Source organism: Peribacillus sp. NPDC058075 (assembly GCF_042885195.1).
In the GTDB taxonomy this organism is placed as follows: domain Bacteria; phylum Bacillota; class Bacilli; order Bacillales; family DSM-1321; genus Peribacillus.
This window is the reverse complement of the sequence record NZ_JBHVSL010000004.1, coordinates 67,888-91,713: the sequence shown is the minus strand read 5'-3', so window position 1 is coordinate 91,713 and position 23,826 is coordinate 67,888. Positions and strand designations below refer to the sequence as shown.

General features: G+C 38.8%; 18 protein-coding genes. All 18 read right to left on the bottom strand.

What is annotated here, in order from left to right:
* Window positions 1-9: 9 nt before the first annotated feature.
* Window positions 10-879, bottom strand: a complete 870-nt coding sequence (locus ACFVS1_RS22935; protein ID WP_260357361.1) for a phosphotriesterase family protein — start codon at window positions 877-879, stop codon at window positions 10-12.
* 146 nt (window positions 880-1,025) lie between these two features.
* Complete coding sequence (locus ACFVS1_RS22930; RefSeq protein WP_260357360.1) at window positions 1,026-2,324, bottom strand: YhfT family protein; 1,299 nt, start codon at window positions 2,322-2,324, stop codon at window positions 1,026-1,028.
* A gap of 22 nt (window positions 2,325-2,346) precedes the next feature.
* Complete coding sequence (locus ACFVS1_RS22925; protein ID WP_260357359.1) at window positions 2,347-2,709, bottom strand: DUF2620 domain-containing protein; 363 nt, start codon at window positions 2,707-2,709, stop codon at window positions 2,347-2,349.
* Window positions 2,710-2,721: 12 nt separating this feature from the next.
* Window positions 2,722-3,087: a PRD domain-containing protein gene (locus ACFVS1_RS22920; RefSeq protein ID WP_387550849.1), complete on the bottom strand. Its 366-nt coding sequence runs from the start codon at window positions 3,085-3,087 to the stop codon at window positions 2,722-2,724.
* A gap of 68 nt (window positions 3,088-3,155) precedes the next feature.
* Window positions 3,156-4,082, bottom strand: coding sequence for a GntR family transcriptional regulator YhfZ (gene yhfZ / locus ACFVS1_RS22915; RefSeq protein ID WP_387550846.1), 927 nt, complete (start codon window positions 4,080-4,082; stop codon window positions 3,156-3,158).
* A 434-nt stretch (window positions 4,083-4,516) separates the two neighbouring features.
* Window positions 4,517-5,977: an NCS1 family nucleobase:cation symporter-1 gene (locus ACFVS1_RS22910; protein ID WP_387550843.1), complete on the bottom strand. Its 1,461-nt coding sequence runs from the start codon at window positions 5,975-5,977 to the stop codon at window positions 4,517-4,519.
* A 283-nt stretch (window positions 5,978-6,260) separates the two neighbouring features.
* Window positions 6,261-7,010, bottom strand: coding sequence for an aspartate/glutamate racemase family protein (locus tag ACFVS1_RS22905; RefSeq protein WP_387550841.1), 750 nt, complete (start codon window positions 7,008-7,010; stop codon window positions 6,261-6,263).
* A gap of 462 nt (window positions 7,011-7,472) precedes the next feature.
* A complete protein-coding gene (gene ncs1, locus ACFVS1_RS22900; protein ID WP_387550838.1) occupies window positions 7,473-8,891 on the bottom strand; it encodes an NCS1 family nucleobase:cation symporter in 1,419 nt (472 codons plus the stop codon).
* A 420-nt stretch (window positions 8,892-9,311) separates the two neighbouring features.
* Window positions 9,312-10,556, bottom strand: a complete 1,245-nt coding sequence (locus tag ACFVS1_RS22895; RefSeq protein ID WP_387550835.1) for a Zn-dependent hydrolase — start codon at window positions 10,554-10,556, stop codon at window positions 9,312-9,314.
* Between the two features lie 20 nt (window positions 10,557-10,576).
* Window positions 10,577-12,355, bottom strand: a complete 1,779-nt coding sequence (locus ACFVS1_RS22890; RefSeq protein WP_387550832.1) for a hydantoinase B/oxoprolinase family protein — start codon at window positions 12,353-12,355, stop codon at window positions 10,577-10,579.
* Window positions 12,356-12,358: 3 nt separating this feature from the next.
* Entirely contained in the window at window positions 12,359-14,431 is a 2,073-nt protein-coding gene (locus ACFVS1_RS22885) for a hydantoinase/oxoprolinase family protein (RefSeq protein WP_289324674.1), read from the bottom strand.
* 195 nt (window positions 14,432-14,626) lie between these two features.
* Window positions 14,627-16,333 (bottom strand): sigma-54 interaction domain-containing protein, encoded by a 1,707-nt coding sequence (locus tag ACFVS1_RS22880; RefSeq protein WP_387550828.1) that lies wholly within the window; start codon window positions 16,331-16,333, stop codon window positions 14,627-14,629.
* A 940-nt stretch (window positions 16,334-17,273) separates the two neighbouring features.
* A complete protein-coding gene (locus ACFVS1_RS22875) occupies window positions 17,274-18,455 on the bottom strand; it encodes a glycerate kinase (protein ID WP_387550825.1) in 1,182 nt (393 codons plus the stop codon).
* A 298-nt stretch (window positions 18,456-18,753) separates the two neighbouring features.
* A complete protein-coding gene (locus tag ACFVS1_RS22870) occupies window positions 18,754-20,499 on the bottom strand; it encodes a GMC family oxidoreductase (protein ID WP_387550822.1) in 1,746 nt (581 codons plus the stop codon).
* Window positions 20,496-21,083, bottom strand: a complete 588-nt coding sequence (locus tag ACFVS1_RS22865) for a gluconate 2-dehydrogenase subunit 3 family protein (RefSeq protein WP_387511673.1) — start codon at window positions 21,081-21,083, stop codon at window positions 20,496-20,498. The genes ACFVS1_RS22870 and ACFVS1_RS22865 overlap by 4 nt, the downstream gene beginning before the upstream one ends.
* A 98-nt stretch (window positions 21,084-21,181) precedes the next feature.
* Window positions 21,182-22,018, bottom strand: coding sequence for a phosphoenolpyruvate hydrolase family protein (locus ACFVS1_RS22860; protein WP_387511671.1), 837 nt, complete (start codon window positions 22,016-22,018; stop codon window positions 21,182-21,184).
* Window positions 22,011-23,258, bottom strand: coding sequence for a Tm-1-like ATP-binding domain-containing protein (locus ACFVS1_RS22855; protein ID WP_387550819.1), 1,248 nt, complete (start codon window positions 23,256-23,258; stop codon window positions 22,011-22,013). Before ACFVS1_RS22855 ends, ACFVS1_RS22860 begins: the two co-directional genes overlap by 8 nt.
* 26 nt (window positions 23,259-23,284) lie before the next feature.
* On the bottom strand, window positions 23,285-23,740 hold the full coding sequence (locus ACFVS1_RS22850; RefSeq protein WP_387550817.1) for a cupin domain-containing protein: 456 nt from the start codon (window positions 23,738-23,740) through the stop codon (window positions 23,285-23,287).
* Between the last annotated feature and the right edge of the window lie 86 nt (window positions 23,741-23,826).

Sequence of the window (23,826 nt, the reverse complement as noted above, 5' to 3'; positions counted from 1 at the left end):
TTTATCACCTCATTGATTCATAAATACCAAGGGATTTGTGACTAACATTTTTTCAATAGAATCATCTGTTAGTCCATGGCTAGTAAGTAAAGGAATGAAGGAGTCTAGTAAAAAGTTGTAACCTAGCCCACCTTTATATTCCAGATGTGATTTTCTTGTGATATCCATTGAAAGGAAAACATGATCGATATATCCTGCATCCTGAATTTTTTTCAAGATTTCTGCACGTGTTCGGTCAGGCATATAGCTCTCTTTTCCTACAGTATCAAACTCAACATAAACACCATCTTTTAACATTTTCAATATATAATCAGCATCCCCAGTTAAATCAACATGACCAATAACAACACGATTTAAGTCAACATTATGCTTTTTAAAGAAGTCTACTTGTTCATGTCCCAAGGTACCAATTGAGGTATGAGTGGTTATAGGTTTTTTGGTTTCTTGATGGGCAATTACAACCGCTTCAAACACTTTTTTCTCTGTATCTGTCCATACGTTATAGCTTGTTCCGATTTCACCAATGATTTCTGCTTTTACTCCCGTTCCCTTAATTCCATGGTTGATTTCATTAACCATTCTTTCAACTAATTGTTCCCGTGTTTCACGAAATACCTGGATTGGATAAAATTCCTCTTGATAAAAACCAGTAGAATAAATAATGTTGATGCCACTTTCTTCAGCTATCTTTTGGACAAACGGGATATTCCTTCCCATTCCAAAAACGGTTACATCTACAATGTTTCTAACACCCTTTTCATATAATTTTTTGTATTCTTTTAAAGTTTCACTAAAGACATCAAGTTGACAATCCTCCGTATTTTTAACTTCTGATAAATCAATCGTAGTATGTTCGTGCATAAGAGTAATACCGTCCATTAACACTAAAATCACTTTCTTTCATAAAATTTTGATCGAATTGATTTAGTTTTGTTCATAATTAGATGTGTAGTTTCTATTAACTAATGAATACCTCCCCCATTATTATCTTTAAAATAATCACGGAAGAGGTATTCTTTTTTCCTTTATTTAGACCATAAACCAAATAAATGAAGAATATTCACTAAGATACCTAAGGCAATAACCCCTACTGGTCCAACTGCTAATTCCACTAATGGCTTTTTCGCTATACGATTAAGTAGATAAAAGCCCATTACCCAGAAGAAGCCCATTCCTGGTGCAATTTTTTCTCCTGCCATCGCACTACCAATTAAGATAGCCATCCCGAGAACATCAGCTAAGGACGTACGAATGTGTTCTCCCATTTCTCGTACACCAGGCAATTTATCCATGCTTTTTGTAACAACAGATAACAGCATAACTTCCCCATACATAACGACTGCACCAACAAAAAATGCTAGAATCGGCATTTCTCTAAAAATGATCCCTACCACAAACACCATAGTTGTACCGGCTAATCCATATACACCTGTCACAATGGCAGTCGAGAATACTAAAGGTATAAATCCTATGGCACGTGCTAAAGTTGCTATTGCTGCTTCCGAGTATTTCCCATCATTAATTAAAGCTTGTGGCATCGCGTCAACCGCAAGAATCATCTGGGCTGAAACTAATGCAACCAAGCCACCCATAATCGCAAGCAACCAGCGATTTTTTTTAATTCTGTTCACACGTTCTGTAAATATATTAACTAAATCTGCGTTTGTAGTACCTTCCCCACCTTTTACTCTTGCTGCAAAATAAACCATCATAAACATCCCAAATAATAAAGACATTCCTTCAGGACTTAATGCAATTTTGTAGCTTGAAATAGTAAAAGTTCCAAAGCGAGCGAACAATAGATAAGAAATAAAGGTAATGCTAGCAGTAATTACAGCCTTCTTAAAACCATGCTGGTAACCTACGGCTACAGCAGGGAATACAGTAAATGCAATAATAATAGGTGTACCTACTAGACTTAAAGAGTCAAGGAAGTTAATAGGTAGTTTATCAAATAGATCAACAACAAATTGTAGTCCAAGGCATACACCAATACTATAAACAGCACCTACGACACCAGAAATGATTATGCCCTTTTTATTGTCAGGTGACCATATTCCTATAATGTCACATGCAAGTAAAATACTATGCGCAATAATGATTGTTGCACCTATGGACAGCGGGATACCAAACCCAATAATTAATCCAAAGCTTAACGCAAAACTGGTTGCTGCCAATTCTTTTCTGGTAATCCGGCCTTCTAAAAACTCTGGAACAATTGGACGTAAACCGTCATTAAAAACAGCTACACCTCGGTTAACAAGAATGGAACCCATAGAACCAAGTGCGGCTATGGTTATTAGTTGCATGATAGTAAAATCCAAAAGTACTCCCCCTGATATTTTTTTATTTATTAAGTAATGCTGGAACTAAAGCTTTTAACACATTAGCGGACGAAGGGGCAGTAAAGCCAAAAGCGATTTTCCCACTATTAACTTCTTCAAGAATTTCTTCTTGATTCTTAACTTTACTTGGGGAAGCAAGTGCTACACAATGATCATGTCCCAAAAGTGCTAATGCCATAGCAAGCGCCCCACCAGACCCTGTTTCACAAGCTCCAACATAATAATCAACCTGTTTATTTTTTAACGCCATTACGGCTTCTAAATCACTCTTAACACTTACTTCAACCTCACTTCCTCCTAACTCCTTGATTTGCTTTTCGATTGTTTGCTTATTTAACTGTCCACCTACTACAATTTTGATCATTATTAAAACCTCCTATTGATTTTTATCTAGTACTTGATGTAGATGCAGATAGAAATAATCCTGTTCTTCTTTAGGAATTCCCTGAGAAAATCTATTATTAACAAATTTGATAATTTCCTCTATTTCATTTTTATAAGGTGTTTGTCTGATTTCTACCATAATCATTTCAAGTGGTCCTTCTATAGATTCCTCACATTGAATCCTTGTTAATGCCATGCACATATGTGTCCAAAACATATCGGATTCAGATATATCGGTCTTTTTGTACTTTTCTGACATTAAATCAAATGTTTCGTTTGTAATGTCATAGGCTAAATCGGTAATAATCTTATTGTCTTTTAATATATCTAATTTTTGATTCATTTCTGCTTTATTCAATTTCACATACTCCAATCTACTGTATTTAGTATATTGATAAAAATATTTTAGAAATTTCCTCGATATTTTTAATAACGAGGAACCTTTTCTCCTGTTTCAACAAGCGCTTGAACTTTAAGAATCATTTCTTTGGTTACACAGTTCCATTTTTGTTTAATTTCATCTTCCCTATTACCATCAATAACTATGACAGCTTCGGATGTGTCCAATGACAATTGCCGAGCTAAAGGTGATTGAAACTCTACAGCTCTAAAGGTTTCAATCATTTTTTTTTCATCCACATTCCAGATAGTTGCATCTATCTGTTTGGCATGTAGCATATCAAACAACTGCATATAGTTTACATGAACTAACTGAACGTCCATGCCCTCAACTTCTGCAAACGTTAATCTGCTTTGGTCAAGGGATTCAATGTCCAAACCGACTTTCATTCCTTGTCTAATTCTAGTTTCACTCGAATTAGACAGAAACACTTTATGAGCTGATACATAACTATTATGCGTAAGCTCTTCGAATATTTTTAAATTTGGAAACTGTAATATTTGTGCTTCTGCAGTCAATTTAGAAACAACTGCGAAATCGCATCTTTTCATACGAATGGATTCAATTCGATTAATTCCCCCCCGGATAAAAGTTAAATTGATTCTTTTACCTTTTGATTCAAAGGCTTCAACTAACCCTGTTGCCAACCCTTCATATTTGCGTGAATAAGGAAGCGGCATGGATCCAACCAAAGGTGCAATACCAGCAATTTCAAGTAACAACTCATCATCTTTTCCTAATAAAAAGGTTCCGAGATGACCACGCGCTTCCAATTTAATCGCTTTCATTTCTTCTAACAAATTAAGAGCGCTTTGAATAGTCCCGCGTCCAAATGAAAGTACTTCACAAAAATCTGAAACCCGGGGTATTCTTTTGCCTACCTCTAGTTCTATCAACACTTTGGCTATATTTTTAGCAGCTAACCCATTTTTAGAATAAAATTTATCCCACATAATCAACTTCCTATAATAAATTAAATATACTAAATTTAGTATATTGCAAGTGTAAACGTTTTTACACGATTTCACAATAGTTTTTACTACCTTTTTAAAAAAATTAGATTATTCACTCTAATTCCCAAAACACATTTAAGCATATGTACGACTAAAATTGGGGCTAACATGGAATTATCCGGTGCTATGGCTTGTTATGGAGAATTTCTCGCTGACAGGATGTACCTCCAAGTTTTACTATATACATTCCAAGTGAAAAAAAAGGCGTTTATAATTGTCAGCTTTCCTCCAAAAGCGCAAGATGAAGCTACAGATAATAGCTTAGGGTATTACCTTGCATAAAGGGACTCAATTTAGTTTGGCTTGGGCACCTTCTCTTTTTAACAAGCACGCAAAAAACCGCACTACCTATATAGGTATGAGCGGTCTTCGTTTTATTTAATAATAGCATTCTCCTCCACAACAGTGGTTATGGACTTTGGGTTTGAACGCATTAAGAAAAAGTAGGATACTCCGCCTACTGCTATCCCTAAAAACCAGTTATAGGTATAGAGAGAATGTAAAGAAGGTACCACTAGTCCTATCAAGGCAACAATTACACCCATTGACATTGCAATAAACGCCCGCGGGTTCCACCCGTTACGGTATGTATACTGCCCATCCTTCACGAAGAAACTATTTAAATCATATTGACTGCGTCTGACAAGGAAATAATCCACGATCATAATTCCTGATACTGGTCCTAATGTTCCTCCTATAGCACCAATGATATTAAAAATCGTGCCTGCGTTGTTAAACCATAGCCAAGGTGCAAAAAATACACCAATTACTATAGAAATAATTCCTGCTTTGACAAAATTGAGCTTTATTGGAATCAAGTTAATAAGATCGTATGCCGGCGAGACAACGTTAGCAACAACGTTAACGGAAAGGGTCGCTATTAGCAGGGAAAATGCCCCCAATAATACAACAATAGGATTATCAAATTGGACTAGTAGTTGTACTGGATCTGTTATCGGCTTTCCGAATGCAATAATTGTTCCTGCCGTGATCATGATGCTCATAAATGCAAAAAACGTCATCATAATGGGTAATCCTACAGCCTGGCCAATGACTTGATCTCTTTGGCTTTTTGAAAATCGAGTAAGGTCGGGAATGTTTAAAACTAAGGTTGCTAATACACCAATCATCCCCGTAACTGAAAGAAAAAAGCTTTTCCAGAACTCATCTCCAGCAAGGGTACCAGGAATGGAGAAAAGCGGCCCAAAGCCATTTGCTACATCAACTGCCCAATACACCAAACCTAAACCTAACACAATGACTAACGGTCCAGCCCACATTTCAAAACGTCTAACCCTCTCCATCCCATGAGAAATCACCCAAGCATGGAGCAACCAAAACGTCCCAAAGCCTATCCAATCATTAAGGCCCATTCCCCAAAAAGAGTAGTCTCCAAGAGAAGCCCATCCAGGATAAAGTACAGTTATTACAGCACCAACTGCTTTACTCCCTGCATACGCCTGCACCGCAAACCAAAAAATGGCCACGAACGCCCGAGTTAATACTGGTATATGTGCCCCTTTATATCCGAAGGAGGCTCTTATCAAAACAGGAAAGGGCAAACCATACTTTGTACCCGCCGCACTGTTTAACCAAATGGCTACAATTAGCGCTACGTTTGCCACAATAACTGCACCCAATGCCTGCCATACACTCATTCCCATAGCAATTAAACTTCCGGCAAGCTCATAAGAAACGATATTGTGTATCATTCCCATCCAAATCATTGAGTAGGATATCCAATTCCATGTTCTCTTTTCTTTTGGAACCGGGGCAAGATCTTCATTGTATAACGAAGGATCTGGATTGATGACACTGTTAGAATTTGAATCCATGAATATCTCCACTCCTTTTTCATTTTATTGATATATATTGATGTAAGAACTTTTACAGTTCACCCATTCGATTAAAAATGCAATAATTCATTCAAGGGATGTATAATATAATTTCTGTTCTGCCTAACAGTAAATATCACTGAATCCCTGTTATGCTTTTAAAAAATGGGCAATTTCACTAGTAAGTGAAATTCGCCCAAAATTAAATAAAATTGATATAAACTATCTATCATTTAACAAGCGTGAAAACTCTTTAATTTTTGTGCCAAAACCAATTAATTTTTTATTTTGTAGTTGTTTGATTCAGGCCAAAGTTCTCCAATGCCCCAACATATTCTTTTTTCTCTGGATATTTATAAGTTTTTAATTTACTTGTTTTCTTTCCTAGATCAACAATTGCTTCGGCGAATTTCACACCCGCTACAACTCCATCGATAACGGGAACTCCTAATTCTTTTTCAAGGCTATCCGCAAATTCTGCCATACCAGCACATCCAAGTAAAATAGCTTCTGCATTATCTTCCTCTACCGCTCTTTTCCCTTCCTGCCTTAACATTTCAATTCCCGCTTCTGGATCTCTCTCAAAATCTAATACGCCCATTGGTGTCGTACGGATGTTTACTACACGTTTTTGCATACCGTATGAATCAACCAGGTCTTCTAACATTGTTTTAATTCTAGGTAAAACTGTGACCACGGAAAATCTGGCAGCAAGCATTGATGCTAAATAAACGGAGGATTCCGCAATGCCTACAACTGGTTTATCTGTTACTTCTCTCGCAGCATGCAATCCAGGGTCTCCCCAGCATGCTATAACAAATGCATCTACTCCTTCTTCTTCTCCCTTTTTAATTTCCTCAATTACTCCTGGAATACTTAAATATTCATCATAGTAGGATTCAATTGAAGCCGGACCCATTTTAGGACTCACTGCAACAATTTGAGTATCAGATCTTGCAGCTGACTTAGCAGCATGTTCAATTCCCTTTGTCATTGCCAAAGTTGTATTCGGGTTGATAACTTTAATTTTCATAACCATTTTCCTCCTAGAATTTAGTGAATTTATTTTATAGCTTTTTCCACGGACCCAAATTTCTTAATTCCCGCTATATTCTTTCTTTTCAGGTGATTTATAAGTTTTTAGTTTGATTGTTTTTTCCAAGGGTCAACAATTGTTTCTATAAACAATCAATCACTACTACACCATCAATTTCAGGTACCCCAAGTTCTTTCTCGAGTTTATCGGTTAAATCCGCCATACCGGCACAACCTAGTAACTTACCTTCCTCAACTGAAAGTGTAGTGCCCTCTACATTTCTTTTGTATTTTCAGGAGTACTCCAGAAATACTCAAGTATTCCATCATAGTAGGATTCAATTGATGCGTGACCCATTTCGGGTACCGTAATGATCTGTATGTCCGGTCCAGCTCACTTTTTGACCTGTGTACAATGCCATTCGTCATTTCTTGGGTTAATTACTTTAATTTTTATTCATTATCCCTCCTTCGTAAATCCTTGACTTTTTATATTAAAATTTGCATCTGTAATTTCAGGCTGTTCATAGATCTTGCAAATCCAATATTTCATTAAGGTATAGTACAAAACCATAGAAATTAACAATGCTGTAACAAATCCATAATCAGGAAACAAAATAACTGACAAACCGGATGGAATGTATGCAATGATGGCTGCGGGATTAACATTTTTCCAATACTTATATTGACCATCGACTTTATACAGTTCATCTAAGTTCAGCCTGCGTTTTCTAAGCAAATAATAATCGGTAAACATAATACCTACGATTGGGGCTAGTGTGGCTGTTATAACCATTAGAATTTGAGGAACAAACTCCGCATAATTCCATGGTTGAATAAGTAATCCAATAATCCCTGCTATTATCGCACCCATCGGAAATGATATCTTACGTGGGAAAAGGTTTACTATGATATAACCTGGAGGCAATAGATTCGCACTAATATTTGTAGACCATTGAGCTAAAATAACAAAGGCTAAACATACAATTAAAAGGAAAGGGTTATCTTTTCCCATTGTTTGGATCATAGCATCTATTGGATTCCATGTTCCCGTTGCAACCCCACTCGTTAAACCGATAATCGTAAAGAGTAGCATTGATCCTATCAAACCAAATGTATGTGCCCAAAAACTTCCTTTATTGACTTTCCACCAATTAGGCTCACTACTACCAGTTTTTGTCTTTAAGAACCGGGTAAAATCCGGGGCATTTAAAGCCATCGTAATATATGTTCCCATCATTACGACGACAGCATAGCCCATTGAAACACCACCGTCACCCCCATGGGAGAAAATCTCACTGAATGTTAAATGATGCTGTTTCATAATATATACTTGTAAAATAATCCCTATAATTAAAATGCTAGGAGAAGCCAGCCATTCAAATTTTGTAATAGCTTCCATTCCCATGGCAGTGTTAATGATTTGCACTACACCAAATAATATAATTAACAATGTCAGGTTCGAGTAACCCGTTAACATTTCCATGATTGCATCCAAGGCATATGCACCCATCCATGTTTGAAAACCAAACCAGAATACCGCTGGAACGGCACGTACAATACCTGGTATATGGGCTCCTAAATAACCGAAGCTCGCCCTAATATAAACCGCATATGGAATTCCATATCTCACCCCAATATCACCTAATAATGTTAAAAGAATAGCGACAATTAGATTACCAAGGATACAAGCTATGATGATTTGCAGGGGTGATAATGCTGGATAAAGCTGAGCCGCTGTTATGGGGGTTACTAGTTGTACAGCTATCCCAACCCATAAAATAAAATACGCTATTGCGGACATATTTCTTTCCTTGTTCACTGTCGGCATGATGTCTTTTCCCTTTAAACTAATCCCCTTTTCATTAACGTTATTCAAAGAAATTACCTCCTTTTAATTTTTCCTTAGAAAGAAATCTTCTTTGAAGTTCTTCATAATGTTCCGATTGATTCTCTCATAACAGGACATTTTGTTTGTGTTACTAGTTTTTATTGTGATGATTGTCTAAGAGCAAAACCATTTCTAATACTTATGGAGAAAATAACGTTGATGTTGGGGCCTAACATCAATAATTCACTTTCAAATAGTTAATTAACAATTATTTTTTCACCTATCAGTAAGTATTCTAAGATTCGAAGTTTTGAGATTTAGTCCACTTCATTTACCTTCAATAGGTGTTACTAATTCCTTTGTTCGTGAAATCCAAAAAATATTTTTTAAAAAATTAAGAATTTTCCGAAAATAAATATTATAATTATTCAATTGTATGGCAGTCCATACAGACCGCCATACAAAAGTTTATATATGTTTTACAATTGATTCATACAGTACCTTAGTTCCAGTGAGAATATCATCTATTTCCGCCCACTCTTTTGGTGAGTGGCTTATACCATTACGGCAACGGACAAACACCATTCCTATTTCTGTTATTTCCGCTAAAAACATCGCATCGTGTCCTGCACCGCTAACGATAATCGGTGCATCTATCTCCAGCTCCTTGCATGATTGTTTTAAGGAGTTGATTAGATTTTCAGAGCATTTCACAGGAACTGTAGCCATGTTTTTTTCAACCTGATATTCCAATCCTCTGGTTTCACTTACAAGTTTGATCTTTTCTTCTATTTTCTCAATAATTTTGTTTCGTCTCTCCAGTTCAATATCCCTGATATCAAGGGTAAACTCTACTGATTCAGGAATAATATTACTTCCTCCAGGAAAAACCGCTATTCTACCAACAGTGCCGACTGTGGGAGCATTTGGATCGTTCATACAAAGAGTTTCTACTTCTTTAATGACTTCCGCAGCCCCGACCAGGGGGTCTTTGCGTAGACTCATAGGAACAGTCCCCGCATGGCCAGCTTCTCCAACTAGCCTTACCTTGAACCAAGAAGGACCCGCAATCCCACTTACAATCCCTATTGGGTAATTATTCTTTTCTAGATATGGCCCTTGCTCAATATGCATCTCAAAATAATGTTTAATGTCACCAATCACCCGTATAGATTGCTGGGTAAAATCAGGATCTATCCCAAAGCCAAAGGTTTTTAGCGCTTCATATCTAGTTACATTGTTATCGTCAACTTTTTGTAAATCCTCGGGTTTTACCTTTCCAACCATGCCTCTACTTCCGAATAATCCATCATTAAACCTTGAACCTTCCTCTTCACAAAAAGCTACCACTTCAATTGAATGTTCATGAACGACATTTGCCTCGGATATGGCGTGGACAATTTCAATCCCTGCCAGTACTCCAATAACCCCATCAAACTTACCGCCATTTCGAACAGAATCAATATGAGAACCGATCATTACGGAAGGAAGGCTTGGGTTTTCTCCCTCTTTCCGTCCAATTAAATTTCCAAAATGATCATGAGTAACTGTAAGGCCGGCCTCTCTCATCCATTCAGAAACTAGCAGGGTAGCTTCTCTATCTTCTTTGGATAATGCAAGACGTTGTACGCCCTTATCTTTCGTCTTTCCTATTTCACCTAGTTGTTCTATATGGATGTGTAACCTTTCTTTACTAATAGTTACTGTTTTCATAGCGTCCTCCATTTTTAACTTTAAACCTTTCTTAACTCGTTCGTTTTCTCATAATCTATTTCCTCTGAATCAGTAATCGTGACTCCATATTCCACTAGAGCTTTTTCCTTTGTAATAAATCCATCTAAATAGTCTGATAGAACTTTCTCAGGCTCCCTTTCAAGTGGATTGCCATAACCTCCTCCACATGGGCCTACTAATTGAATGGTGCTTCCGGATTGAGCGTGTCTATTAGGGAGCTTGGAAGGCAATTGGACGAGTTCATTTGTTTCATTGTCTCGAATAGACAAGCTTCCGACATAGCCGTCTTGCCCGTCATCAAATCCCCACGGTGCATATTTATGTCCATCCGCTTCAACAGAGAAACTTCCATCAGCCAAGAAACTGACCTCACGAATGGATCCTATTCCTCCGCGCCACTTCCCTGGAGCACTATCATTATCTCTTAGCTCATATCGATTTACTCTTAAAGGATAGTGAGATTCAATATCTTCTATCGGATTATTTCTCGTGTTAGCGTATAAAGTATCTACTGCATCCATTCCATCCTTGCCGTAGCGACCTCCATAGCTCCCTTCCATGATATCCATATAAACCCAGTAATTCTCATTACTTTGACCGCTGAATGCCACAACCTGAAGGTTACCGACACCAGCACTGACCTGATGCGGAACAACCTGTGCTAAAGCTTTCATTAAAGTATCAGCAACTGCATTCCCAGAATTGAATCGAGCAATCGTCGGCGCAGGAAAGATTGGATTACATAATGTACCTTTCGGTGCCACAATCTTAATTGGCCGGATTAACCCTGAATTTTGCGGGAAATTCCCATATACTGTGGAATCTAGTAAGATTGACCGTAATGTAAGATAGATAGCAATATCGACTGTTCCTAATAATGGCATATTGATTGGTTTGTCAGTCACTTGAGGAGATGTTCCAGTCAAATCGACTGTCAAATCACTCCCATCAACCTTCACTGTTACATTGATTCTTAAATCTTTTTTAGCAGGATCGTCACTGTCTAAATATCCATCCAAAAAACCTTCAGCAGTGTATTCTCCATCTGGCAGCTTTTTAATGGCATCCCGCATCATTTTTTCTGAGTAGTTCATCAGTTCTTCACTTGCTGCTTGAACGGTGTCTAATCCATATTTTTCAATAATCTCTATATACCTTTGTGCACCGATTCTAGCGGCTGCTATTTGGGCTTCCATATCACCAACGACTAATTTCGGAGCGCGTATGTTATCTTTCAAAATATCCCATACATAACGGTTTTTAACACCTTGGTCATAGACTTTTATAGCTTTAAATTGAAGGCCTTCGGCATAGGCATCTACCGCATCTACGATCCCACAGCTTCCTGGAGTTGATGATCCTATATCTAAATGGTGTGCCGTCGTAACAGAGAATCCAATTAATTCGGCCTTATAAAACACCGGAATACAAAATCCTACATCTGGACCGTGGGAAGCTCCATGATATGGTGAATTATGCATAATGACATCACCCTGATTGAAGGTATCGTTGCGATCCTCCATGATTTCACGGATCCCCTTTATATAACCCGGAATCGGACCAGATTGAAGAGGTGTACTGTGAGAGGACTCACATAGCTGTTGTCCTCTGACATCAACTAGGGCACAACCAAAGTCTTCAGATTCCCGAATAATACTGGAATAAGACATCCGGGCAAGCTTGTGTCCCATTTCAACCGCAACATTTTCTAAAGAACCTAGAACAACCTGAACCGTAATTGGGTCGATCTTCTTTAAGTCAGTATGGATTTTTGACATAAATTAAACACCTACCTTAATAATCATATTTCCGTATTCCTCGATATAGGCAGTACAGTTAGGAGGAATGACAGTGGTTGTATCTTTTTGTAGCACAATACAAGGACCATTAAATTCAGCACCAACAGGAATCTTCTCTCTTTGATAGAAATTGATTTCGACTTTTACTAGGCTTCCATCGATATTAAAAATAGCATCACCTGTTTTTAACAATGCATCTTCCAATTGATACTCGTGATGGATTGCCTGCTTTTCGATCTTCGGCATGTAGCCAGTTCCAGTTACGCGAATATTCACAAACTCAATTGGGCTGTCTGTAAAGTTATGTCCATACTCTGCTTTATGGCTCTCATGAAAATTGTTCAATGCATCGACAATAGTTTCTTCATCAAGAAATACGTCTGGCAGATCAACACGCAACTCATACCCCTGACCGGCATATCGGCAATCAGCACTTCGAAGAATGCGAATATCTTGTTTGGAGACTCCGTCTTCTTTTAGTTGATTAATAAGCTGGGTTTCTAATCCAGCTAAATCTTCGTTCAAGCCGGAGAAATCCATATTAGTACTCATCATAAATTCCGTTTTGATAACGTCATATTTTAAATCTGTCGTTAATAAACCAGTGGCGGAGTTGATTCCTGGGTATAACGGTATAATTACCTCTGGTATATTTAAAATCTGAGCGACTTCTACGGCATGTAGCGGACCGGCTCCGCCAAAAGCAACCAATGAGAACTCCCTCGGGTCCTCGCCTTTTTGAATCGTTTTTTCGCGAATCGCATTTGCCATGTTGTTATTCATTATTTGCAAGACACCTTCAGCTGTTCTTTCTCTACTTAAATCCAATTGTCCCGCTAATTCGTCTATTACCTTGTATGCTGCATTTGTATAGATTTTCATCTCTCCACCAAGGAAGTTATGTTCATCAATCCTTCCGAGCACAACGTTAGCATCACTTACTGTTGGCTTTAACCCTCCATGGCCGTAACAGGCTGGTCCTGGACGAGAACCTGCACTTCTTGGCCCAACCTTAAATGCACCGCCTTCATCGATATGGGCTATACTGCCGCCACCTGCGCCGATTGTATGAATATCAATCATCGGTACCATGACTGGATAACCGGCTATCCATGTATCACGAGCTGACGATTCGCCATAACCGCTATCAGTGATAATACCTATGTCAGCACTAGTGCCGCCTACGTCAAAGGTAATCAGTTTTTGACGATTTGTTAATTCCCCGGCCCAAGCTCCTCCCAGGATACCTGCTGCAGGCCCTGACAACAGCGTATTGACAGGCTTTTCAGATACAGTTTTAGGCGTTGCTACTCCACCGTTTGAGCACATAATATGAAGTTCAGCAGAGATTCCTGAATCTTTCAAACTCTGTTCCAAGTTTTGAATGTAATTTTTCACCTTCGGCCCCACAAAGCCGTTAATGGAAGCTGTGGTAAAACGTTCAAACTCACGAAATTGCGGTGAAACTTCAGAAGAAATCGTGACGAATGCTTCCGGATATTCTTCTTCGATAATTTCTTTTACACGTTGTTCATGCTCAGGGTTAGTATAGGAAAATAAGAAGTTAACAATAATAGAATCAACGCCCCTTTCCTTTAACGTTGCAACCGCACCCCGAACTTGATCTTCCTGTACTGGAGTGATGACCTGGCCTTTAACTGGGCCCATACGCTCTGCAATCGCTAATCGATGTCTTCGCTGGACTAATGGTCTATCCTGCCATGGAATTTCTTGCATGATGGAATAGTTTTGTGGTCGTTGATGCCTCCCGATATGTATGATATCCCTGTATCCTTCTGTTGTGATCATCCCTGTTTTTGCCCCGTCATACTCAAGAATCGCATTAGTGGCAATCGTTGTTCCGTGAAACACATGATCAATTGCAGTTCTGTCAATATATTGACGGTCACAAAGTTCAAGAATACCCTGAACCACACCGGTTGATGGATCGTCCAATGTTGTCGGGACTTTATGAATAGCTGTCACCCGTGTTTCAGTATCGCTAAAAATTATATCGGTAAAAGTTCCTCCGACGTCTACGCCAAATAATTTCATTACACTTTCCCCCTTTAAATTGTGTTCTATTATTATTTACAGCAAGGTTCATGCCAAAGTATAAAAAGCTGATAAAAATAGCTTTTTAAGATTGAGAATAAATCAAAATTGCAAAGGTGCAATCCTAAATGGACTAACATCCATAATTTATATCAGAAAATTCATAAAACTAGGCTTAAAATAAAAATTGCAAAATCACAATAGAGATTGCAATTTTGCAACATTAATGTTGTATTTTTTAACTTTTCTGGTAATCGTCGATGCATCCACTCCCAATTTTTCACTTGCTTCTTTCATTGTATTAGACGTTTCTAAAGTTTGAACAAGGATTTGCTTTTCAAATTGCTCCATTGTTTGCTTTAGATTCAAACCTTCGCCACTGATTCCTTTAGTGAGAGAAGCGGCTTTTTTAAATTTATCTGATAGATCACTTAACTCTATTTGCTGAGCTGATGATATAAGAACGAGTCTTTCAATAGTATTTTGTAATTCTCTTACATTTCCCTTCCATTCATAATCTATGAAAAACTGTACTACTTCCTTATCAATTGTTTTATATAATTTGTATTTATGGTTAAATGTTTCTAAAAAATGGTTGATTAGAAAGGGTATATCCTCTCTTCGCTCTGATAAAGAGGGAATGGTAATAGGTATAACAAATAAACGATAATATAGGTCTTCACGAAAAGTTCCCTCTCTCACCATATCCTCTAAATTACGATTGGTCGCAGCTATAAATCGAACATCTACTTGTACTGGCTTTATTTCTCCAAGTGGAGTGAACTGCTTTTCATTTAAAAGTTGAAGTAATTTCGCCTGTAAATTAAGTGGTAATTCACCAATCTCATCTAAAAATAAAGTTCCATTATGCGCTGCCTGGGCTAACCCCTTTTTTCCATCTTTATTCCCACCGGTGAAAGTGCCTTTTGAATAACCAAAAAGCTCAGATTCCATAATACTTTCCGGAATTGCTCCACAATTCACTTTTATAAACGGAGCTTCTTTTCTAATGCTTGAATTATGAATCGTTCTAGCCAGAACTTCCTTACCTACACCTGTTTCCCCTTGCAGAAAAATGGTGGCATCCGAATCGGCTACTCTACATGCCAGTTCATAAACCTTTTCCATAGCCATGGATTTAACAACTATTTCTTGATCTTTTTTCTGAAGAATACTAAGTTCCTGCTGATAGTAATCTAGTATGCTTTTGGTTTCTTCTAATTTTTTTTGAAGGTTTGATATCTCTGTTACATCTTTTGAAATATTAATAACTTTATTCAATGACCCATCATCATTAAAAATTGGGTGCGCATCAACCATTAACCGCCGTCCAGACATCGTTGTTTGATTCATGGTTATTTTACGCTTGTGCTTTATTACATGCTTTGTTGAGGATGAGTTTATGACACCATTTTTTTCCATGATAGAGGCGAATCTGCCAATAACATCAGATTCCTTTACTCCTAGAATCTGTTCGCATGCTTTATTAACTCGCAGTACGATTCCCTCAGCATCTGTGATTGTTACAAGCTCACCACTCAAATTCATAATCGCTTCCAGTTCTTGTTTTAACTCAATAACATTAGGAGACTTACTTATGATGTCATTATTATAAACTTCTTTAGGAATGAATAGAATTATCCCAAGATTCCCAGTCATCAATGAGAAACACATGAGGTGCATTTCCTCTAAAGAGTTATGAGCGGTAATTTCAAATCCGCCTTCTTTGATTACTTTTATTATGTTACAACCTGGTAATACAACTTGTATAAGATTCTTATCTAGTTTTTTGACTCCTAGTATACTTTCACAAAGTTCATTCCCATATCGTATTTCACCCTTATTGTTTACTAATAGCAGACCAAAGGGAAAATATTTCACTATTTCTTGTAAATTATTCAAATTAACACACCCCTTTTAACATCACTTATTTTGAGATCATAGATTTAATAAAATTTTTTTAGGATGAATCCGCTCAGCAGCTAAAGAAAGCACCCAAGCATATTAAAGTATCTCCATTCCCCACTACATACCAATACGGCAACCCGCCAGTTTGAAAGTTGAATACAATCCTTACGTCTCTTGAACTGGGAACCACATGGAACTGATCTTGGGATACTTCAATCAATTAAGTTCTTCCCTTGTTTTATTGCTTCAATTTTTTTTGACAACTTTATAGTATTACTATTATGAATTTTCTGCCTTTTTAAGTTGGAGATAAATTCAAAACCATTATCATAAAAAAACTTTGGATTCCTTAAGAGTAGGATTCTTTCATTATATCATTTACTTATATTTGAATCAGAGAGGTCCGCCCTAACAAGTACACCAAAGAAACAGGTCTCACACACTCAAAAGCTTCTTGAGAGCCATGCATTTAAACGAGTGAAGGAATTAAAATAAATTAGAAAAAAACCCGGCAAGACTTAAGCATAACTCTAAATGATTTTTTTAGTGGCCATACTACAATTTTAGGTGGCTAAAACACTTCTATATATCGCAATCGGAGCCGGTTTATGCTGACTGAGTCACAGCTTCAAGTACTCTCGCTCATATGTGGACTGCTATTTGGATTAACTTACAGCTTTATAGAGCCAACCCCAGCTACTCTTACCGCCTTGCAATAAAAAAAGGGAATTCCACAATCTGATTCCCATTTCTCACGTGTCAAACAGTTGCAAATATATTAGTCAAGATGATTAAAGGAAATGAAACATTCGATAAGACCACGACGGTATACCCGATCTTAAAGGAAGGTAGGTCTACAAGTGCTTTTTAGATACCCAAACTCTTATGTTCCCATAATGACTCTTGTGGTAAATAATATAAGAAAAAAAGCCCTTTATGGTACGTACAAGTAACTATTATCTGTTCCTATATTGCTTTTTCCCTGTCTAATAAATAATCGAAATAACTGTTCGGTTGTTTTTTCAATCAATTTACCAGTTTCCGCAAAAGCTGTTTCTAAATCCATTGGCCCGTTTATTATACTGAACGCAGCAGTTAACCCTAATTCATGCAAAGGAGTGATATCCCCTTCAACGGTTCCAGCTATTGCAATGATAGGGACCTTATATTGTTTCGATAGTTTTGTTATACCTGAAACCACTTTTCCATAGGCGGTTTGCTCATCCAATTTTCCTTCTCCGGTTATAATAAGATCAAATTGTTGTTCGTGAAAAAGGGTTGATAGATTTAATGTCTCTATCATGAGTTCTACTCCGGGTCTCATTTCTGTTTGACAAAATGCATACAGGCCTGCTGCTGTTCCCCCGGCTGCTCCTCCCCCCTCTAAGTTATGAATTTGTTTGCCTGTTTTTCTATAGACAACATCTGCAAATACTCTAAGGGCCTGATCTAATTGATTTACTAATTCCGGTAAAGCACCTTTCTGTGGACCGAATACATGAGATGCCCCGTTTGGACCAATCAATGGATTACTAACATCACAAGCAATTTGAAAATGCGCTTCTTTTACTCGTTCATCTACGTAAGTGTCATCAATAATTGAAAGGTCTTTAAGTGCTAGTCCTCCACTTTTTAACTCATTTCGTTCTCTGTCTAAAAAGCGATAACCGAGCGCTTTTAAAATTCCAGTTCCTCCATCATTTGTTGCACTACCTCCTAGACAAATAATGAAAGAACGAATCCCTTTCCCTAAAGCGTCTTTAATTAATTGGCCTGTTCCAAATGTTGAGGCAATTGCAGGGTTTAATTCTTTTGATGTTAACAATGGCAGGCCAGAGGCTACTGCTAACTCAATAACCGCCGTTTTTTCGTTCCCGATAATACCAAAGTGGCCGTTAATCCTTCTTCCTAACGGGTCATTCACTAGAACTTTTTCAATTTTGCCATTTGTTGCGGTTACCAGTGTTTCGAGTGTACCCTCACCACCATCTGCCATCGGTATTCTTAATGTATCTGCATCATCTTTCACACTTTTAATACCGCGTTCAATGTGCTTTGCGACATTTTCTGCTGATAAACTTCCTTTAAATGAATCAGGTGAAATTAAAATTTTCATTAAACCCCTCCCAAAACCCTTATCGTATATGCTCACTCTAATGCTATTAATAATGAAACTAATAAAAATACTAAAATCATACACAAAAAGACAGCAATATTTAATTTCTACCCTTTGGAAATCGCCTTTTTATGATATAAATAATGGCCTTAACTTCTCCCTAATCAACCAGTAATGAATTTTAGGACCTTAATCGGTGTATAGTGTAAAGAACTATTTTTAAATATTAGTACTCTCTCTAGATTCATAAAAACCTCTTGTTAAACAAGAGGTTTTTATGTGCGTCCTATAACAGACATTAAGCTAAGTGAGTTTGGGCATTTATTATTTTTGTATTTTTCCCTTCCAATTGACCTCGTCCAAGAAGATGATCTGCGGTCAAATAAGCTAATGCCATAATAGTCTCTGTCGGGTTGTATGAAGGGAGGGTAGGGAACTGCCCTCCACCTACAGCATAAAGTCCTTTACACTCATGTACTTCTCCAAATGGATTGACAACTGATGAAGATGGATCCCATCCCATTCTGTGAGTACCAGTATCGTGAACAGAAATATGATAAGCAGGTGTTGGTGAATCCTCCCACCAATCAGTCATCCCCATCTCCTGAGCGATTACTCGCTTGATCTTCATGAAATATTCCACCGTCTTGCGATCGTTATCAGTCCAATCATGGGTAATTCTCATTGCTGGCTGACCAAACTTATCCTTCACTTTAGGATCAAGGTCAACGTAGAATTGTTTTGATGGTAAGGAAGAATGCTGGGAGTACATCTTGAAAAGTTTCCGGTAATTTTCATTCATCCAATCTTTAAAGCCCTTCCCCCAACGAGGGACATGAGGTGGGAGACTATGAATAATTTCCATCGGTTGCATATCACCAGTCCAAGTGTTAATAGGAGAACCCCAAAGAACGCCCTCATCGTTGTCAGGAATTAACTCGGATGTTAAATCGTCTAGAACACTACCTGATTGGAGGGACCCCATAAATGGATTTGTCCACTCAGGTAATATTCCAGTAAACCAACCATAATTGTGCATTGCCAAATGCTTCCCCACATGACCATTCTCATTAATTCCTGAGGCTAAAAGTAATCTAGCATTCTCAAGAGCGTAACAGCCCAAGATGACAATATCAGCTTCAAGATCAACAACTTTCCCTTCGGAATCATAGTAGGAGACTCCACGCACTCGACCAGTGGAATCCTTATTTACTCGAAAAACTCGAACATAAGGGCGGATTTCTAAATTATCAGTCTCCATGGCTGCGGTTTTAACTAAATCATGAGTAGATACTTTAGCACCAACATGGCAGTGATACCCATGGCAAAATCCACAATTGGTACAAGCCGACCTACCCTTATAATTTTCAGTCGCAATGGCTGATGGAGTAGGATATGGATGATAACCTAACTTAGTAGAAGCTTCTACAAAAAGGTTATCCGCTGCTGCACGTGGTAAAGGAGACATTGGGTAGCCTCTATCGCGAGTTGATTCAAAAGGATTGCCATTAGGCTGAATTTCGCCTTTAATATTACCCGCCTTACCCGAAACTCCTAGTTCCCACTCGACTCGGTCATAATACGGCTCCAACTCCTTATAACCTATAGGCCAGTCGACAATTGTTGTATCCTCAGGTAAAGCAGATTCAGAAAATCTTTCAATGATTGTACTACGCATACTAAAATCTTTTTCACGAAATCGGAATGCAGCTCCACCCCATGATCGAGTGCCACCTCCCGTCCCTATAGATGGAGGTGTCTGGAAAGGATCACCTAGTCCCATTTTGTTAGAAGCCCACGGAAGAATGGCACCCTTTTTGTTTTCGTTTGGTCTCCATGTAATGGGATCAGAACCCATATGCGGGACCATTGCACTGCGAGTATAGTAACGAATTTCATCAAACTTTGTTAAGAAATCTGCATCCTGGTAGAATGCTCCCTTCTCAAGACCAACAACCTTCAAACCAGCTCGAGCCAATTCTGTTGCTATGAGTCCACCTGAAGCACCAAGACCAACTACAATTGCATCTATTTGTTGAGTCATAATTCCACCTCTGTTATCACTGGTCTATGTTCCCTTTGGATATCCGTAAGAGTTTTCACCTTAATTTGATCAATATTGAAACCTAATTTCATCTGTTCCGGAGTATAACCCCATTGTGCACCCGGGAATCCAATCATCTTCCAACCGATAGCATCACGATTTCCTCCATATAGAGGGTCACCAAAGGTTCCCTCCATTGTATGCTCATATACAACAGCAAAGAATTGTGCCAGTACACTGCCCCTTCTGTCTGAACTTTCACCGGAATTTAAGGAATCCTCAGCTACAAATCCCTCAATAGCACGAAGAACCTGATCCTGTTGTTCCTCAGTAAGTGCGATGAACGCGTCACCATGATTCTTTTCACAGTACCTTTGGAGCTCCATCAAACCCTGCCTGTAAAATGTTTGAAGATGTTTAAAAAAACCAGCGAGTGATTGGTCAATAAACATGACCGCCCCTGCTTCTTTTGCACCAGGACTTACAAGGTCACTTGGTATGAGCCGGGAGGCAATTGCTTCAATTGTACTTGCTTCGTCCCTGTTAAAAAACATGAGTACTTGAAATTCTTCGCTTTTGTACATTTCTTCCCCTCCTTTAAACTCTACTCTCTTAAAGTGAAATGGGGAGAGCAATCTCTCCCCATTTATTCATATTTTGACGTTTTTTTTAAGTTATCAACTCAAACCCTTGCCTTTGAGAGTGGAAGTTCTTTAAATCGTCGTGTATTTTCTGTAATGGCTATTTCAACCGGCAGTCTCTCCATACTAGAAGCGCCATAGAATCCATCAATGCCCGTTGTGTGTTCTAATATATATTCAACGTCCTGGACCTCTGCAATAGGACCACCATGGCAGATCACAAGTACATCTGGGTTCACTTCTTTTGCCGCATCGTGCATGGCTTGAATGATGTTGGCGGATTCATCAAGAGTCATTACACTATGCGCTCCAGTTAATCCACTAACCGTCGTACCAACATGGGCAACTATGATATCAGCTCCTGCTTCGGCCATAGCACGTGCCTCTTGCTCATTGAAAACATAGGGTGTCGTTAATAGGTCTAGGTCACGAGCTATTTTGATCATCTCTACTTCCCGATCATACCCAAGCCCTGTTTCCTCCATATTTTGGCGCAACCGTCCCTCATAGAGTCCTACAGTAGGAAAGTTTTGCACCCCTTTAAAGCCAATCTTTTTTAACTCTTCAAGGAAACTAGGCATCGATCTAAATGGGTCCGTACCACAAACACCTGCGAGTACAGGTATATTCTTCACTACCGGTAAGACCTCACTTGCCATTTCAACTACGATTTGGTTTGCATCTCCATAAGGCATTAAACCAGATATTGAACTACGTCCCGCCATTCTAAATCTTCCAGAGTTGTAAACGATAAGAAGATCCGCACCGCCAGCTTCTGCACACTTTGCTGAAATCCCAGTACCTGCTCCGGCTCCAATAATTGGTATTCCTGCTGCCACTTGATCCTTTAATTGCTTCAATATTTCTTTTCTACTCATGTCTAAGCACCTCTTCTTTTCTTATTTTAGTTTTATAGAGCTGGTTTAACTTTCTCGCCATTGCCTCAGCAAAATCTGAATCGTTAATATCTGAGTCCATTAATACCAAATCAATATGTGAATCGAGTGTCTCCTTAAGGTTCTGGATTAACGCCTGATCCGCTTCGGGATCATGGAAAACCTCCCCTTTTTTTGAGATTGCAGAGACGCCATTGAGCGGGACAAAAACACTAACGGGTCCTTTTGCCTGGTTTATTTTATGACCAATTATTTGACCCAATTGAGCGCACTCTTCCACTGTAGTACGCATAAGAGTAACATTCGGGTTATGTTTACTTATCTTCCGCCCCTGGAAATGTCTGGGTACCGTGTATGCCGGTCCGAAATTCACCATATCTAGGGCGCCTAGCGAAATAACCTGCGGGATACCGAGACGTCCGGCCATTTCAAGCCTCTCTGGACCCGCTGATAGCTCCCCGCCAACCAACTCATCAGCAAGTTCAGTCGTAGTGACGTCCAAGGAAGCACTAATGAAGCCATCTCTCATAAGTGCTTCCATCGCACGCCCCCCGGTACCATTAGCGGAGAATACTACTACCTCGTATCCATTCTCTTCGAGCCACTTACTGGCTTTTGAAACACAAGGCGTTGTAACTCCAAACATAGTAATAGCGATCAATGGCTTATTTTGTTTTATTGGACGGTAGGTTTTGCTCGCTGTTGCCATTCCAGTAATAGCGACTGCAGCATTGAAAAGTATCTTTTCTGATATAGAATTTATACCGGCAATGTCCACCACCGAATACATCATAGTGATATCCGATTCTCCTACATAAGGCCTCGTATCACCTGAAGCGACAGTAGAAACCATTAGCTTTGGCACCCCAATCGGTAGTGCACGCATCGCTTGAGTCGCTATTGAAGAACCACCTGACCCTCCCAATGCAAGAATTCCATCTAGACGGCCTTCTGTATAGAGTTTACGAACTACCTCTGTTGCACCGACTGCCATTGCCTCCATGGCTATACCACGATCGTTTTTGCTTATAAGCTCCTCGATATCGGTCCCAGCGGCACTAGCAATTTGGACTCTGGTAACATCAGCTGGAATCTGAGGTTGTCCTAGAACACCAACATCAACAAGAATTACCTCACAACCTCTGGTGCGAATAATCTGATTTACAAAGTTATGTTCGTTACCCTTTGTATCAAGTGTACCTAAGACTACAATCGTTGCCATATGCGAAATCCCTCCATTGCTTGTCCCTATCGCTTTGGTATTTCACCAGGTGGAGCGATTCTGCAGTCAGGTAACTCACGCAACTCCGCCTCGGGACCAGTTGGTGAATAAACAACAAATGATTTCATTGGCTCCCAGCCTGTATTGATGGTGTAGTGGTACCTGCCTTCTGGAACATATACTGTGCATCCAGCGGATACCTTCTGTATCACTGGGTTGCCATTCTCATCCTCAACCATCTGTTCACCTTCACCAGAGACAATATAAATGATCTCCTCTGAACCAGGATGATTATGTCGTTCATGCCCTTTACCTGGATCAACAACGACTATTCCTGTACTAAATCTTTCAGCTCCAGTAACCTCTGGAGTGGATGTCAGTTTGAAACAGCCCCAATCAAACATCAATGTTTCTACATCATCTGGCCTTATATACAACTTTTTATCACTCACTGAAGCACTATATCCTTTTTCAACACTCATGGTATTGGCCCCTTTCTTAAACAAGATTTAAGGTATTTAATCCACAATCAAAAAGTTTGTATTTCATTTACTGTCGCAATTCACGT